At 71.9% G+C, this 14,749-nt stretch carries 13 protein-coding genes; 4 read left to right on the top strand and 9 right to left on the bottom strand.

Going from position 1 to position 14,749, the window contains the following annotated elements; all coding sequences use genetic code 11:
• From AB0K12_RS11520 to AB0K12_RS11500, 5 genes are read right to left on the bottom strand one after another with little or no spacing between them, the layout of a single operon-like run.
• On the bottom strand, nucleotides 1–2,775 hold the full coding sequence (locus tag AB0K12_RS11520; protein ID WP_364558525.1) for a DUF5682 family protein: 2,775 nt from the start codon (nucleotides 2,773–2,775) through the stop codon (nucleotides 1–3).
• On the bottom strand, nucleotides 2,772–3,884 hold the full coding sequence (locus AB0K12_RS11515; protein ID WP_355423248.1) for an AAA family ATPase: 1,113 nt from the start codon (nucleotides 3,882–3,884) through the stop codon (nucleotides 2,772–2,774). The genes AB0K12_RS11520 and AB0K12_RS11515 overlap by 4 nt, the downstream gene beginning before the upstream one ends.
• Nucleotides 3,885–3,899: 15 nt before the next feature.
• Complete coding sequence (locus tag AB0K12_RS11510) at nucleotides 3,900–5,240, bottom strand: VWA domain-containing protein (protein WP_364558521.1); 1,341 nt, start codon at nucleotides 5,238–5,240, stop codon at nucleotides 3,900–3,902.
• The gene (locus tag AB0K12_RS11505) at nucleotides 5,237–6,622 is read right to left on the bottom strand and encodes a hypothetical protein (protein WP_364558518.1); all 1,386 of its coding nucleotides are present in this window, start codon (nucleotides 6,620–6,622) and stop codon (nucleotides 5,237–5,239) included. Before AB0K12_RS11505 ends, AB0K12_RS11510 begins: the two co-directional genes overlap by 4 nt.
• A 49-nt stretch (nucleotides 6,623–6,671) precedes the next feature.
• Nucleotides 6,672–7,163 (bottom strand): hypothetical protein, encoded by a 492-nt coding sequence (locus AB0K12_RS11500; protein ID WP_364558515.1) that lies wholly within the window; start codon nucleotides 7,161–7,163, stop codon nucleotides 6,672–6,674.
• 229 nt (nucleotides 7,164–7,392) lie between these two features.
• Here AB0K12_RS11500 and AB0K12_RS11495 point away from each other — a divergent pair, with 229 nt between their 5' ends.
• Nucleotides 7,393–8,034, top strand: a complete 642-nt coding sequence (locus tag AB0K12_RS11495; protein WP_364558512.1) for a GntR family transcriptional regulator — start codon at nucleotides 7,393–7,395, stop codon at nucleotides 8,032–8,034.
• Nucleotides 8,035–8,065: 31 nt separating this feature from the next.
• On the opposite strand, the gene AB0K12_RS11490 is transcribed toward AB0K12_RS11495, so the two are convergent.
• Complete coding sequence (locus AB0K12_RS11490) at nucleotides 8,066–8,293, bottom strand: DUF1932 domain-containing protein (RefSeq protein ID WP_364559819.1); 228 nt, start codon at nucleotides 8,291–8,293, stop codon at nucleotides 8,066–8,068.
• 101 nt (nucleotides 8,294–8,394) lie between these two features.
• Between AB0K12_RS11490 and AB0K12_RS11485 the strand changes: the two genes are divergently transcribed.
• Complete coding sequence (locus AB0K12_RS11485) at nucleotides 8,395–9,126, top strand: PIG-L deacetylase family protein (protein ID WP_364558509.1); 732 nt, start codon at nucleotides 8,395–8,397, stop codon at nucleotides 9,124–9,126.
• Complete coding sequence (locus AB0K12_RS11480) at nucleotides 9,123–9,824, top strand: 4-carboxy-4-hydroxy-2-oxoadipate aldolase/oxaloacetate decarboxylase (RefSeq protein ID WP_364558506.1); 702 nt, start codon at nucleotides 9,123–9,125, stop codon at nucleotides 9,822–9,824. The genes AB0K12_RS11485 and AB0K12_RS11480 overlap by 4 nt, the downstream gene beginning before the upstream one ends.
• A 31-nt stretch (nucleotides 9,825–9,855) precedes the next feature.
• Here the strand turns inward: AB0K12_RS11480 and AB0K12_RS11475 are convergent, their stop codons facing one another.
• The 3 genes from AB0K12_RS11475 to AB0K12_RS11465 form a co-directional block, all read right to left on the bottom strand.
• On the bottom strand, nucleotides 9,856–10,269 hold the full coding sequence (locus tag AB0K12_RS11475) for a cupin domain-containing protein (protein WP_364558504.1): 414 nt from the start codon (nucleotides 10,267–10,269) through the stop codon (nucleotides 9,856–9,858).
• 19 nt (nucleotides 10,270–10,288) lie between these two features.
• Nucleotides 10,289–11,104 (bottom strand): phosphoenolpyruvate hydrolase family protein, encoded by an 816-nt coding sequence (locus tag AB0K12_RS11470; RefSeq protein WP_364558501.1) that lies wholly within the window; start codon nucleotides 11,102–11,104, stop codon nucleotides 10,289–10,291.
• Between the two features lie 63 nt (nucleotides 11,105–11,167).
• Nucleotides 11,168–12,403, bottom strand: coding sequence for a Tm-1-like ATP-binding domain-containing protein (locus AB0K12_RS11465; RefSeq protein ID WP_364558498.1), 1,236 nt, complete (start codon nucleotides 12,401–12,403; stop codon nucleotides 11,168–11,170).
• A 334-nt stretch (nucleotides 12,404–12,737) separates the two neighbouring features.
• Here AB0K12_RS11465 and AB0K12_RS11460 point away from each other — a divergent pair, with 334 nt between their 5' ends.
• A complete protein-coding gene (locus tag AB0K12_RS11460; RefSeq protein ID WP_364558496.1) occupies nucleotides 12,738–14,711 on the top strand; it encodes a glycosyl hydrolase family 18 protein in 1,974 nt (657 codons plus the stop codon).
• Nucleotides 14,712–14,749: the final 38 nt, after the last annotated feature.

Below are 14,749 nucleotides of genomic sequence, written 5' to 3'. Positions count from 1 at the left end.
TCAGCCCAGCAGCCCGGCCACCGCCAGCGCGGGCTCCGGGTGCGCGGCGAGCAGCGCCGCCACGCGCGGATCACCGGCGGGCTCGCCGGGCGCGGCCCACGCGCCCGAGCAGCCCAGCACCCCGGCCACGGCGTCGCAGGCCGCGGGATGGGTCCGCAGCAGCTCGGCCACCGGCCCGGCCGCCACCGGAGCGGCGGTCACGGCCGGCTTGGGGCGGGCGGTCCACGGCGGCACCCAGGAGTCGACTGCCGTCAGCGAGCCGGGGAACGTGCGCCCCGCCTCGCGGACCAGCACCGGCACCAGCTCGGCGGCCCCGGCGCGCAGGGCGGTGATGAGCTTCGGCAGCCACGGCAGCAGGACGTTGTCCGGCAGCCGCCCGAACGCCTTGGAGATCACCTCCACCACGAACCCCGACAACGCCGGCACCGGCTCAAGGGCCTGGACGAACCCGATGATGTACTGCGGGAAGGACGGGATCACCAGCGGGTTGGCCAGCAGCTCGTCGCACCGCGACCGCAGCGCGGCCGGCGGCAGCAGGCCGAGCTGGTGCTGGGCGGCCCACAGCAGCGCCACCTTGGCCGGCGACTCGGGGTGCGACTGCCGCACGGCGAGCTCCAGCTGGGCCCGCTCGCAGCCGAGCGAGAGCGCCAGGCTCTCCATGGAGAACAGGAAGCCCAGCATGGCCCCCACCTGCCGCACACCGGTGTCGTCGTCGACGAACGCCGTGGGCAGCAGCGTGCAGTAGTGGGCGTAGCCGGCCGTCACGAACGCCTCGCACCACGCGGGCAGCTCGGGCTCGGTGGCCCGGTAGTGGGCGAGCAGCCGCCGGATGCGGCGCAGCACGTCGGGCGCGTCGTCCACGGTCCGCTCGGACGCGAGCAGCTCCACCGCCCGCGCCCCCAGCTCGTCGGCGAAGCGGCGGCTGCCGAGGAACAGGATGGCGTCCTCGACGGCCGCGAGCGCGACGGCGGCGGTGGCCTTCTGGTCCCAGACCGAGCGCCGCAGCCGCTGCTCCACCACCTGCTCGACGGTGACGCCCTCGTAGCCGAGCTCGATGATCGAGCGCTGGTGTTTGCCGAACGCGAGGTCCCAGCTCTCCTGGATCGAGCGCTCGCCGAGGCGCCGCTCCCCCATGATGGGCCGCACCGCGTCGGACGGCAGCAGGTAGCGCAGCATCCACAGCAGGTCGGAGCAGGGCCGCAGCTCGGGCTCCGCGTTGAGGTCGAGCAGCGCCCGCTGGATCGTCCGCTTCTCCAGGTCGAGCCCGAGCGGCGCGAGCCGGTCGTAGACGTCTCTGGCCAGCGGCGGCAGCGCGTCGTAGCCGACCTCGCCGAGCTTGTCGCCGCCGAGCAGGATCTCGCAGAGCCGCCGAACGTCGCGACGGCCCGGCACGACGTCCTTCTCGATGCAGGTGACGGCGGCGTCCTGGAAGTCGTACGGGGTCGGCCTGGCGCGGTTGCGCATGCCGGCCAGCAGGATCGAGGTCTCGTAGACCGCGATCGCGTCGGCGGTGCTGGCGAGGTAGCCGTTGCGGCGGGCCAGCCGGACGATGTCGACCGACCAGCCGAGCAGCTCGGCCTCGTCGAGCGGGTCGAGCGCCGGCGGCCTGGACAGGAACCCGGTCAGCTTGTCGGCCACCTCGCCCTGCGGCGCGGGCGGCGGCAGCTTGACCTGGCGCTTGCGCGCGCCCTTCTGCCCGGCGAGCTGGAACGGGGTCAGCTTGCTCCGCGTCAGCACCTTGTTCCAGGTCGCCGCCGCGATCGACACCGAGCCCGGCGCCAGCCCGAACTGCGCCTCGATGGCCGAGTGGCTGGACGGGATGAGCCCGTACAGCCATTTCGTGCCGGTGCGGGGGCTGATCTCGAACGTGGCCGTGGACCGCAGCCCGAACTCCTCGACCCGGCTCGCGGCGTGGAAGGCGCCGCAGACGTAGAGGCAGTCGGCCGGGTCGGCGCCGGAGGCGGCCAGGTGCTCGCGCATCCTGGTCCACATGTAGCGCTCGCGGTCCTCGTCCACGGTCAGGCGGGCGTCGCCCTCGGGGCGCAGCCGCCGGAACAGGCTGCCGATCAGCACCATGACCTGGCGGTAGGTGTCGTAGTCTGCGCCGGACAGGGGCTGCTCGACGTATTGGTCCCACCACTCCGACCAGTGGCGCACCTTGCCGTGGTGCAGCAGGTGCTCCTCCAGCTCGGCGAAGCGCGGCCGCAGGTCGCCGATCTCCACGCCGACCGCGTCGCCGTGCAGGCCCGCGCCCTCCTCGGCCTTCGGCGTGGGCTCCTCGCCGGGCGCCCACTGGAAGACGTGGTCGGTGGAGCGGTCGACCAGCACCAGCTCGACGCCGGGGGTGTCGAGCGCGTAGGCGATGGCCTGGTATTCGGCGGACGCCTCGGTGATGGGCGCCACCACGCTGAGCGGCGCCCACGTCTTCGGGAACCCGTCGAGGTCGGTCGCGAACGCCTGCACCGCCACCGGCAGGCGGCAGTTGCGCAGCTCGGTGAGCAGCGGCTGCAGGTCTTCGCACAGCTCCAGATAGATGACCTTCGGCTGCTTCTCGCGCAGCCTGCGCACCATCGCCAGCGCCGAGGCCGGCGAGTGGTGGCAGACCGGGAAGATCTCCAGCTCCTCGCGCAGCGCCCGATCGACGTCGTCGACCAGGCCGGACAGGATGCCGGAGACCTCGACGGGCCCGCCGGCGAACGTCTCGGCGGCGTCGAGGAGCTGCTCGCGGAGCGAACCGAAGGTGCCCTGCCGGCCGGTCATGGGCTGATCGCTCATGAGAGCGTGCTGATGGCCTCGCGGCCGCCCTCGAGGAACTCCGGCCACTCGCCGCCGTCCTTCTTGCTGCGCGGCTCGACCACGCCGTGCCAGTATTTGTTGAGTATCGCCAGGTCCTCGGGGCTGCGCCGGGCCAGCGACCCGACCAGCGAGCTCGCCAGCGTCTGCGCGCGCAGCGTCCGGTCGCCGAAGAAGTGGCTGTGCAGGATCGCGTCCTCCAGCACGCCGATCTGCTCGGCCGTCGACAGGGCCGACTCCAGCTTGTCGTCGTCGCTGGTGGCCGAGGCCGCCGCCGAGCGCAGGTCGGCGAAGCTCTGCAGCAGGATGTCGAGCAGCGTGGGCGGCAGGTCCAGCTCGATCTGGTGCCGGCGCAGCAGCTCTTCGGTACGGAAGCGGACGATCTCCGCCTCGCTCTTCTTGTTCGTCACCACCGGGATGCGCACGAAGTTGAAGCGCCGCTTGAGCGCCGACGACAGGTCGTTGACCCCGCGGTCGCGGCTGTTGGCGGTGGCGATGATGGAGAAGCCGGGCTGGGCGAAGACGATGTTGTCGTCGTCGAGCTCGGGGATGGAGACGTATTTCTCCGACAGGATCGAGATGAGCGCGTCCTGGACGTCGCTCGTCGAGCGGGTCAGCTCCTCGAACCGGCCGATCACGCCGCGCTCCATCGCCGTCATGATCGGCGAGGGGATCATCGACTCGCGGGACTGCCCCTTGGCGATGACCATGGAGACGTTCCACGAGTATTTGATGTGGTCTTCCGTGGTGCCCGCGGTGCCCTGCACGACCAGCGTGGAGTTACGGCAGATCGCCGCCGACAGCAGCTCGGCCAGCCAGCTCTTGCCGGTGCCGGGGTCGCCGATCAGCAGCAGGCCGCGGTCGGAGGCCAGGGTCACGATGCTGCGTTCGACGAAGCTGCGGTCGCCGAACCACTTCTGCGGGATCTCCCTGTCGATGCCGTCGGCCCGCTCGGAGCCCAGGATGAAGATCCGGATCATGCGGGGGCTGAGCCGCCACGAGAACGGCTTCGGCGCGGTGTCGATGGACTCGAGGTAGTCGAGCTCTTCGGCGTACTTGACCTCTGCGGGTGCGCGCAGCATGTCACTCATGGTTGTCGGGGTCTCCTAGGTGAGGAAGTTCTTGAGCTCGGACACGAGCTTGCGGATGTGGCCGGAGAGCACGGGGGTGCCCATGGCCTTGAGCTTCTGGCGGTACCACGGGTCGACGCTCGCGTGTCCGGAGCTGTTGACCGAGCCGACGGGGATGAACTTGACCCCCGACCGGTGGATCGCCTCGAAGTCGTTGATCAGGGAACGGTTGTCGTAGAAGTCGGAGATCCACACCATCACGGTGTTGCGCGGATCGGTGATCTTCGGCCTGGCCAGCGCCATCGCGACCGTGCCGTCGGTGCCGCCGCCGAGCGTGGTGCGCAGCAGCACCTCGAACGGGTCGTGCACCCACGGGGTCAGGTCGAGCGCCCTGGTGTCGTAGGCGACCAGGTGCACGTCGACCTTCGGCAGCCCGGCGAAGATGGAGGCCAGGATGGTGCAGTTGACCATCGCGTCGACCATCGAGCCCGACTGGTCGACCACCACGATCATGCGGGCCGGGGTGGTGCGCCTGGCGGTCTGCTTGTAGTAGAGGCGGTCGACGTAGAGGCGCTGGTCTTCCTCGTTCCAGTTGGTGAGGTTTTTCCAGATCGTGCGCTCGACGTCGAGGTTGCGGAAGACCCGCTTCGGCGGCACCGACCGGTCGATGGCGCCCACGCTGGACTTCTCGACCTGGGTGCGCAGCACCTGCGCCACCTCGTCCACGAACCTGCGGATCAGCGCCTTGGCGTTGGCCAGCGCGACGCCCGACAGGTTGGACTTGTCGTGCAGCAGCTGCTCGATGAGCGACATGCTGGGCGTGAGCTGCTTGGCCAGTGCGGGGTCGGCCAGCACCTCGCGCAGGTGCATGCGCTTGACCAGGTCGCCCTCGATGCCGGCGAGCACCTTGGCCAGCTCTTCGTCGCCGACGCGGTGGCGCAGGCCGCCCGGCTCGCAGCCCATGCCCTTCTCGAACCAGCCGGCGTCGGACTTCCAGCTCTCCAGCTGCGTCGCGGTGACGTTGCCCGAGCCCGTGGCGAAGACGTTGAGCAGCAGCTTCGACACCAGCGCGGCCCGGCGCACCTCGTCGCCGTCGCCGTGCTCCTTCTCGGCCATGAGGTCCTGGAACTCGGCGGCCAGGTCGGGGAAGCGCTGCACCAGGTTGTCGACCGAGACGCCCGGGTCGAGCAGCGCCGGCGGGAGGCCGAGGTCGCCGACGATGCCGACGCTGGCCGTCTCGAGCGCGGCCTCCTCGTCGGGGCTGAACAGCCGCGCCAGCAGCCGCCAGTAGAGCACCTGCCGCCGCGTCTGATCGGCACTCTGTGAGCCGTCGCCGACCGCCGGCGCGTTGGGGGTGAGGTCGGTGGGATCGGTCATTTGCGCAGCAGCCGTCCCGCTCGTTCGCGCAGCACCGCGACCACGTCGCCGGCCTTGGCCTCGGCCTTGACCACCTTGGGGTCGGTGGGGCCCTGCGCCCAGTCGCCGGTGTGCGCCGCGACCGGCTGCTTCTTCACCGTGGCCTGCACGCCCAGCGGCTGCAGCGTCCAGCGGCCGGCGTCCCAGTGCAGCAGCCCGACGCAGGCCGTGGACGCCTTGAGCAGCGCGGGGGTGAGCGGGCCGCAGGAGGGCAGCCGGTCGAGGTCGAACGCGATCGTGTGGCCGCCCAGCGTGAGCGCGCGGCCGTCGGTCTTGTAGCCCTCGACGAAGACGGGCTCGGCGATGCGTACGGGATGCCGGTCGAGCGGCGGCACCGCGGGCGGCGTCGCCACCCCGAGCTGGAGCCTGGCCACCGCGAGCGGATCTGCCTCGTCACCCGCGCTCGCCCGGCCGTCGTGCCAGATCAGGTCGCCGCCCGGCAGCAGCGGCATGCCGGTGACGTCGAGGCTCCGGTGGCCGGCCAGCGCGGCCAGCAGCGTGGGGTGGCCGCCGAACAGCCGCCACACGGTCGGGCCGACGATGGTGTCGACCTTGGCGGCGGCCACGCTCGTACGGACGAGCCTGGCCGGCCCGCCCCCCGAGGGCTCCAGGACGGCGTGCACCTGCACGCGTACGGCGGTGGCGTGCTCGTGGACGTCGGCGCCCAGGATCAGCAGCCGACCCGACACCTCCTCGGCCTCGCCCGGCCACGGGCCGCGCTGCGCCAGCAGCATCGCGCGCGTCCACAGGTCGGCCCACCGGCGCGCGGGCAGCCGCTCCATCGTGGCGACCGGCGACGACGCGCGCAGCTCCGTGGCCAGCCCGTCGAGCAGCACCGCGAGCCCGCGCAGCGCCGGCTCGGCGAGCAGCGCCTCGATCGTCCGGTCGGCGGAGGAGACGAGGTCGTGATCGACCCCGCGCCAGCCCGCGATGGCCAGCTCGCGCAGCCAGCCCCGGCAGCCGGCCAGCAGGTTGTCGGCCACCTCGGCGTGCACTCCCGCCGCGTCACCCGTGTCACGGGTGCGGCCCAGGGCCGCGTCGAGGCGGGTGAGCAGCGCGTCGTGCGCCGCGCCGAGCAGCGCGGCCCGGCCGCCGGCCAGCGCCGCCAGATGCTCGTCGGCCACCGAGCCCGCGGCCACCTTCGCCACGGCCTCGCCCAGCCGATCGCCGACGGGGGTGCCCGCCAGCGCGCCCGCGAAGGCGGTCAGCGCCTCGGCGCGCTCGTCGCCGAGCCGCGCGAAGCCGTACGTGAGGGCCGCGTCGAAGCCGTCGACCAGGCCGAGCGCCGCGTCCACGCCCTCGGGGGCCGCGTCGAGCAGCTCACCGAGCTGTACGTCCAGCATCACCGCACCGCCCTGTCCGTCGCATCGGGGTCCGTCGAATCGAGTGGCATCAGCCCACCGCCCCCGTCGCCGGGAACCAGTGCAGCTCCACCAGCGGGTCGGTGCTGTCGGGCACCTCGAGGTAGGCCAGGTGGCGCAGGAACCGGCTGAACACCACGGCCGCCGGCGTCCGCTCGACCGGCCCGTTGACGTGGGCCATGAGCGAGCCGCCCTCAGGCACCTCGATGCGGAGGTAGCGGGCCACCCGGTCGAGCCCGTATTGGACGACCGCCTCGTCGGCCAGCATCTTGATGTGCTTGCACGCGTAACCGTGCAGCGCGCCGCACGGCCGGTTGTTGTTGGTGCTGCAGCTCAGCGCGAGGGTGCCGGCGGTGATCGACGAGACGTAGACCCGCTCGATGTCGGATCCGCTCGACACGACGCCCTGGAGGCGGCCGTCGGCCAGCTCGACGAAGGGCACCTTGGCCAGCTTGCGCGGCTGCACGGGCGGGACCACCCGTAGCACGCTGCGTTGCTCCCACGCGGTTTCGTCCGCGTCCACGATGTCGTGACCTCCCACCTCGGCCGGCTCACGAGCGCAGGCGGGAATGCCCGGACCCGTGCGGCCGGCTGATCGATTGATCGAGGAACTTACCGGAGGTCACCGACAGAACACGGTCAAACGATCAAGCTCGCAGGTGGGAGCGCCGCCGGGGGTTGGTGGCCCCGGCACTCCGGGGATTGTTCATAATATTGTCGAACAAGTGTCGTACGGACGCCCGGAGGATCGCGTGACCCCAGAGCCCCCGCGCGGGGAGACGCTGACCGACCGGCTCAGGGCCGCCATACTCGACGGCGGCTTCGTGCCCAGCCAGCGGCTGGTCGAGGCCGACGTGTGCGAGCAGTTCGGCGCGCCGCGCGCCGCCGTGCGCGAGAGCTTCAAGGAGCTGGCCGGAGAGGGGCTGGTGGAGATCCTGCGCAACAAGGGCGCCAGGGTGCGGGCCGTCTCGAAGGCCGAGGCCATCGAGATCACCGAGGTACGGATGGTGCTCGAAGGGCTGTCGGCGGCCAAGGCGGCCGAGCGGGTGACGTCGGAGCAGGCCGGGGAGCTGCGGCGGCTGGTGGCCGAGATGCGCGCCGCCGTCGACTCCAACGACCTCGACCGCTACTCCGAGCTCAACGCCGCCCTCCACGCCAAAGTTCGCGAGATCGCCGGCCACCGCACGTCAGCGGCCATCATCGAACGCCTGGGCGCCCAGGTGGTCCGCCACAAATTCCGCCTGGCCCGCCAACCAGGCCGCGCCGCCGTCTCGCTGCCGCAACACGAGCTGATCGTGGCCGCCATCGTCGCCCGCGACCCGGAAGCGGCCCAGACAGCCATGCAGCAACACCTCCGCAGCGTCACCAAGTCCCTGGAAGCCACCCCCGACTGACGCCGGGTTGCTCAGCGGTGGGTCCGTCCGCTCATGGGAGAGGCGGGGGGCCGGTGCGTTCGGTTTCGGCGAGGGCGGCGGTGGTGGCGAGCGTCATCGTGTGGGGGACGCCCAAAGAGGCGAGCATGCGGGTGGCGGCTCCCATCTCGTGGACGCGGCGGGTGCTGTGCTGGGCGGCGCCCCGCAGGAGCCGTACGACGACCTGCTCGTCCGCGTCCGCACCTTGGGTCTTTTCATGGAGCCTCCCAGTGTTGACAATATTGTCGAAGAACTCCCCATCAACGGGCGAAATTGGCGTTCAAGGCCGTTCCCGGTGCGGTAAGTGTTGACAATCGCTGCAAGGGCTCTTAGCGTCGGCGCGTGACCACACCCCGTACCCTTCTGGTGATCAGCGCCCACGCCGGCGACTTCGTGTGGCGGGCGGCCGGTGCCATCGCGCTCGCCACCAGCCGCGGCGAGCGTGCCAAGGTGGTCTGCCTCAGTTTCGGTGAGCGCGGCGAGTCCGCCAAGGCGTGGCGGGCCGGCCACTCGCTGGAGGAGATCAAGGCGATCCGCCGCGAGGAGGCGCAGAACGCCGCCGCCGCCCTCGGCGCCGAGATCGAGTTCCTCGACGCCGGCGACTACCCCCTGCTGGAGAGCCGCGAGCTGGTGGACCGGCTGGTACACGTCTACCGCGACCTCGAGCCCGACGTCGTCCTGACCCACCCGCCGGCCGACCCGTACAACGGCGACCACCCGGCCGCGGCGCGCATGGCGTTGCAGGCGCGCGTGCTCGCCCAGGCCGCCGGCTACGACGCGCCGGGCGAGCCGCTGGGCGCGCCGCCGGTGTTCTTCTTCGAGCCGCACCAGCCCGAGCAGTGCGACTTCAAACCGGACGTGCTGCTCGACATCACGCCGGTGTTCGACAAGAAGCGCAAGGCGATGGAGTGCCTGCCGGCCCAGCAGCACATGTGGGACTACTACACCGACCTCGCCAAGCGCAGGGGCGTGCAGCTCAAGCGCAACGCCGGCCCCAACCTGGGGCTGCCGCACGCGACGATGGGCGAGGCGTACATGCGGCTGTACCCGCAGGTGACGGACGTGCTCGCATGAGGAACGTGGTCGTCACCGGCATCCCGCGCTCGCCGGTCGACAGGGTCGACGCGCTGGCCGCGTACGGCGTCGCGACCGTGCACGAGGCGCTCGGCCGCACCGGCTACCTCGGCCCCGGCCTGCGCCCCGCCTGGCCGGGAGCGCGGACGGGCGGCAACGCCGTCACGGCGGTGTGCTGGCCGGGCGACAACCTGATGATCCACGTGGCGGTCGAGCAGTGCCAGGAGGGCGACCTGCTGGTGGTCACCACGACGTCGCCGTGCACGGACGGCATGTTCGGCGAGCTGTTCGCGACCGCGCTGCGGCATCGGGGGGTGCGCGGCGTGGTGATCGACGCAGGCGTGCGCGACGTGGCCGAACTGCGGGCCATGGGCTTCCCGGCGTGGAGCTCCGCCGTCAGCGCGCAGGGAACGGTGAAAGCGACGCCTGGCGCGGTGAACGTGCCGGTCACGATCGGCGGGCAGCTCGTCAGGCCGGGTGACGCGGTGATCGCCGACGACGACGGCGTGCTGGTGTGCCCGCGCGCCGACCTGGAGCGCGGCATCGAGGCCGCCGCCGCGCGGGCCGCCAAGGAGGCGGCGACGCGGGAGGCGTTCGAGAAGGGCGAGCTGGGCCTCGACCGGTACGGCCTGCGCGCCCGCCTGCCCGAGCTGGGCATCACGTACGTGACGGCCGACGAGTACGAGCGTGACCGGTAGGGACGGCTTGGAGCGGGGCGTGCGGTGCGGGTCACCCCAGCTTGACCGCCCAGCTCGGATGCTCACCCGGCGGCAGCTCGACGAAGCCGGGCAGTTCGCGCAGCGCCTCCTCCTCCCCGCCAGGCGTGTACGTCGCGATGATCCGCAGCGGCCGCCACCCGGTGTTGAACGTCGAGTGCAGCGTCCCCATCGGGATGTAGACGGCGTCGCCCGCCTTCACCGCGAACTCGGGCTCGTCGCCGACCGTCTGCCGCCCCTCCCCCTCGATGATGTAGAGCACCTCGTCGGAGGCGGGGTGCAGGTGGCGGTCGTGCCCCCGGTCGGGGTTGATCACGACCTCGCCGAACGTGGACGACGCGCCCGGCACGGTCGCGGGGGTGACGTGCCACTTGATCGAGCCCCAGTCGAAGAGCATGGTCGGGACGTCTTCTGGCCTGCGGTGCATGGAGGGACTCCCTCGGTCGTCAGAGGGCCTTGAAGGCCCGGAGCTGGTCGGCGATGGCGCGTTCGGCGGGCAGGCGTTCCATCGAGGAGGCGCCGAAGAAGCCGGCCACGCCGGTGGTGCGTTCCTGAATGAAGCGGACGTCGTCCGGCTCGGCGATCGGGCCGCCGTGGCACAGCACGATGACGTCGGGGTTGACCGCCACGGCGGCGTCGTGCATCTCCTGCACGCGTACGGCCGACTCCTCCAGGCTGAGCGCGGTCTTGGCGCCGATGCTGCCCTTGGTGGTCAGGCCCATGTGCGGCACCAGGATGTCGGCGCCCGCCTCGGCCATGGCGGCGGCCTGCTCGGCGGTGAAGACGTAGGGGGCGGTGAGCAGGCCGCGCTCGGCGGCCAGCCGGATCATCTCGATCTCCAGGTCGAACCCCATGCCGGTCTCCTCCAGGTTCGCCCGGAAGACGCCGTCGATGAGGCCGACGGTGGGGAAGTTCTGGACGCCGGTGAAGCCCATCGCGCTCAGCTGGTCGAGGAACTGCGGCATGAGCCGGAACGGGTCGGTGCCGCACACCCCGGCCAGCACGGGGGTGTCCTTGACGACCGGCAGCACCTCGCCGGCCATCTCGACCACGATCGCGTTGGCGTCCCCGTACGGCAGCAGCCCCGCGAGCGAGCCGCGCCCGGCCATCCTGAACCGGCCCGAGTTGTAGATGATGATCAGGTCGACGCCGCCGGCCTCGGCCGCTTTGGCCGACAGGCCGGTGCCCGCGCCGGCTCCGATGATGAGCCGGCCCGCCTTCCGCTCGGCCCGCAACCTGCCGAGCGCCTCGTCACGCTTCATGCCGTCCCCTTTCCACGCGCCCGGCGCGCCTCACGCCGTTCCCTGGGCAAAGCCCCGCGCGCCTCATGCCGTTCCCTTCTGGATGAGCTCGTGCAGCCGGTCGGCGGCGGACACCGCGAACGCCGGCCGGTTGATGTCGTCGGCGCTCTCCACCACCTGCACGCCGGTGCCCGCCACGGCGGCCAGCACGGCGTCGAAGCAGGCGGCGTCGGCGGCCGGGTCGTGGAACGGGCCGCCCGGCACGTCCACGGCCGAGACGCCGCCGCGCGGCACGAACAGCACGACGGGCCCGGTGGCGGCGGCCAGCTTGGCGCCGATGCGCCGGCCCAGCTCGGCGTTCTCCTCGGGGGTGGTGCGCATGAGCGTCACGGTCGGGTTGTGCACGAGCAGGTTCCGCTCGCGGAAGCGGGCGGGCACGGTGTCCATCGGCCCGAAGTTGACCATGTCGAGCGCGCCCAGGCTGACGACCTGCGGCACGCCCGCGGCCCCGGCTGCGGTCAGCCGGTCGGGGCCGGCCGACAGCACGCCGCCGACCAGGTCGTCCGCGAGTTCGGTGGTGGTGAGGTCGAGCACGCCGGCGAAGTAGCCGCTCGCGGTGAGCGCCTCCATGGCCCGGCCGCCCGAGCCGGTGGCGTGGAAGACGATCACCTCGTAGCCCAGCTCCTCGAGGCGGGCGCGGGCGGCGTCCACGGCGGGGGTGGTGACGCCGAACATCGTGGCCGCCACCAGCGGCCGGTCCTCGCCGGACGGGCCCGCTTCGGTGAAGCGGGCGTCGTACGCGGCGGCCATGGCGGCGATCGCGGCGGCGGCGTTGCCGAGGATCTGCCGGGAGATCGAGTTGACCCCGGCCACGTCGACGACGCTGTACATGAGCGTCACGTCGCTCTGCCCCACGTACGCCGACACGTCGCCGGACGCCATGGTCGAGACGAGCAGCTTGGGCAGGCCCACGGGCAGCGCCGCCATGGCGGCCGCCGCGATCGAGGAGCCGCCGCTGCCGCCCAGCGCCAGCACGCCGCTCAGCCCGCCACGCTCGTACAGCTCGCGGGCGACGCGCGCGGCTCCGGCCGCCATCGCGCTCAGGGCCGCGCCACGGTCGCCGGCGCTCCTGAGCTCCTCCAGGCTCGCACCGCCGGCCTCGGCCACCTCGGACGCCGGGATGTCGGGCGCGAGCGTCCCGCCGCCCATGACGCCCACGTCGAGCAGGACGACCTCCTGTCCTGCGGCCGTGACGAGATCGCGGACGTGGGCGTACTCCGCGCCCTTGGTGTCGAGCGTGCCCAGCAGTAGTACGGCCATCCGACCCTCCTCAGGGGGAACGACGGGTTCGCTGCCATCGGACAGCCTCCCCAGCCGCGCCCTGACTCACGCCTGCCGGTCAGCGGCCGTGCACGATCAGCCAGGTCGCGACGGCGGTGACCGGGCTGTGCACGTCGGTGGCACGCGCGGCGAGTACGCCCGCCGCTCCCCAAGCGCTACGCGGGCCTGCTGCGCGACTTCACGATCTAGACCGGACGTCTTGACTGCCTGCTCGGGTTGGGGTTACTGTCGGCGCATAACTAAAAGGAAACTTTCCTAATAGTTTGATCAGGCATCCCACCCCCCCCGTTCACCCTCGACCGGATGTCGGAGCATGATGAAGAACCCCACCCTGAGCAAGGTCCTCGCCGGTCTGGCGGCCCTGGCGCTGCCGCTGACCGCGCTCGTCGCCGCGCCCGGCACGGCCACCGCCGCCGCAGCGCAGTCCTCCTTACAGGCCCTCCAGGCCGACTGGGCGGCGTGGACGGCGTACACGGCCGGCACGCGCGTGACGTACAACGGCGTGCAGTACGAGTGCGTCCAGAGCCACACCTCCCAGCCCGGCTGGGAGCCGCCGAACGTGCCCGCCCTGTGGAAGGTCGTCTCGGGCGGCGGCGGAGACACCAGCGCGCCGAGCGTCCCCGGCAACCTGCGCTCGACCGGCGTGACGAACACGAGCGTCACCCTCGCCTGGAACGCCTCCACCGACAACGTCGCCGTCACCGGCTACGAGATCTACCGCGGCGGCACCCTCCTCGCCACCGTCACCGGCACCAGCCACACCGACACCGGCCTCAGCGCGAACACCTCCTACAGCTACACCGTCCGCGCCCGCGACGCCGCAGGAAACCGCTCCGGCACCAGCAACACCGTCACGGCCACCACCTCGGGCGGCGGGGGCGGTGACACGAGCGCGCCGAGCGTGCCGGGCAACCTGCGCTCGACCGGCGTCACCGGCAGCTCCGTCGCGCTGGCATGGAACGCCTCGACCGACAACGTCGCCGTCACCGGCTACGAGGTCCACCGCGGCGGCACCCTCGTCGCCACCGTCACCGGCACGACCTACACCGACACCGGACTGAACGCGAACACCTCCTACAGCTACACCGTCCGCGCCCGCGACGCCGCAGGAAACCGCTCGGGCACCAGCAACAGCGTCACGGCGACGACCACGGGCGGCGGCGGAGGCGGGGGCAAGAAGGTCCTCGGCTACTTCGTGCAGTGGGGCGTCTACACCCGCAACTACCACGTCAAGAACATCGACACCAGCGGGTCGGCGGCCAAGCTGACGCACATCAACTACGCCTTCGGCAACGTGACGAACGGCCAGTGCGCGATCGGCGACAGCCACGCCGACTACGACCGCTTCTACCAGGCCAACGAGAGCGTGGACGGCGTCGCCGACACCTGGGACCCGGGCGCGCTGCGCGGCAGCTTCAACCAGCTGCGCAAGCTGAAGAAGAAGCACCCGCACATCAAGGTGCTGTTCTCCTTCGGCGGCTGGACCTGGTCCGGCGGCTTCGCGCAGGCCGCGCAGAACCCGGCCGCGTTCGCCGAGTCCTGCTACCGCCTGGTCGAGGACCCGCGCTGGGCCGACGTCTTCGACGGCATCGACATCGACTGGGAGTACCCGAACGCCTGCGGCCTGACCTGCGACAACAGCGGGCCCGCCGCGTTCAGGAACCTCATGCAGGCGCTGCGCAACCGCTTCGGTCAGAACTACCTGGTCACCGCCGCGATCACGGCCGACGGCACCAACGGCGGCAAGATCGACGCGGCCGACTACGCCGGCGCCGCGCAGTACCTCGACTGGTACAACGTCATGACCTACGACTACTTCGGCGCCTTCGCGGCGCAGGGCCCGACGGCCCCGCACTCGCCGCTCACGTCCTACCCGGGCATCCCGACGGCGGGCTTCCACTCCGACGCGGCCATCCAGAAGCTGAAGAGCAAGGGCGTGCCGGCGAGCAAGCTGCTGCTCGGCATCGGCTTCTACGGGCGCGGCTGGGCCGGGGTCACGCAGTCGACGCCGGGCGGCACGGCCACCGGGCCCGCGCCGGGCACGTACGAGCAGGGCATCGAGGACTACAAGGTGCTCAAGACCCGCTGCCCGGCCACCGGGACGGTCGCGGGCACGGCGTACGCGTACTGCGGCAACCAGTGGTGGAGCTACGACACGCCGGCCACCATCGGCGGCAAGATGAACTACTCGAAGGACCAGGGCCTCGGCGGCGCGTTCTTCTGGGAGCTCAGCGGCGACACGACCAACGCCGAGCTGCTCACGGCCATGAAGAACGGCCTGGGCTGACCGGCGGCGAGCCGGCTCTCCACGCGGGTGTGGAGGGC

Source organism: Nonomuraea sp. NPDC049419 (assembly GCF_040676995.1).
Taxonomy (GTDB): Bacteria; Actinomycetota; Actinomycetes; order Streptosporangiales; family Streptosporangiaceae; genus Nonomuraea; species Nonomuraea salmonea.
The sequence above is the reverse complement of the archived record's forward strand: the minus strand, read 5'-3'. Positions and strand labels throughout refer to the sequence as shown.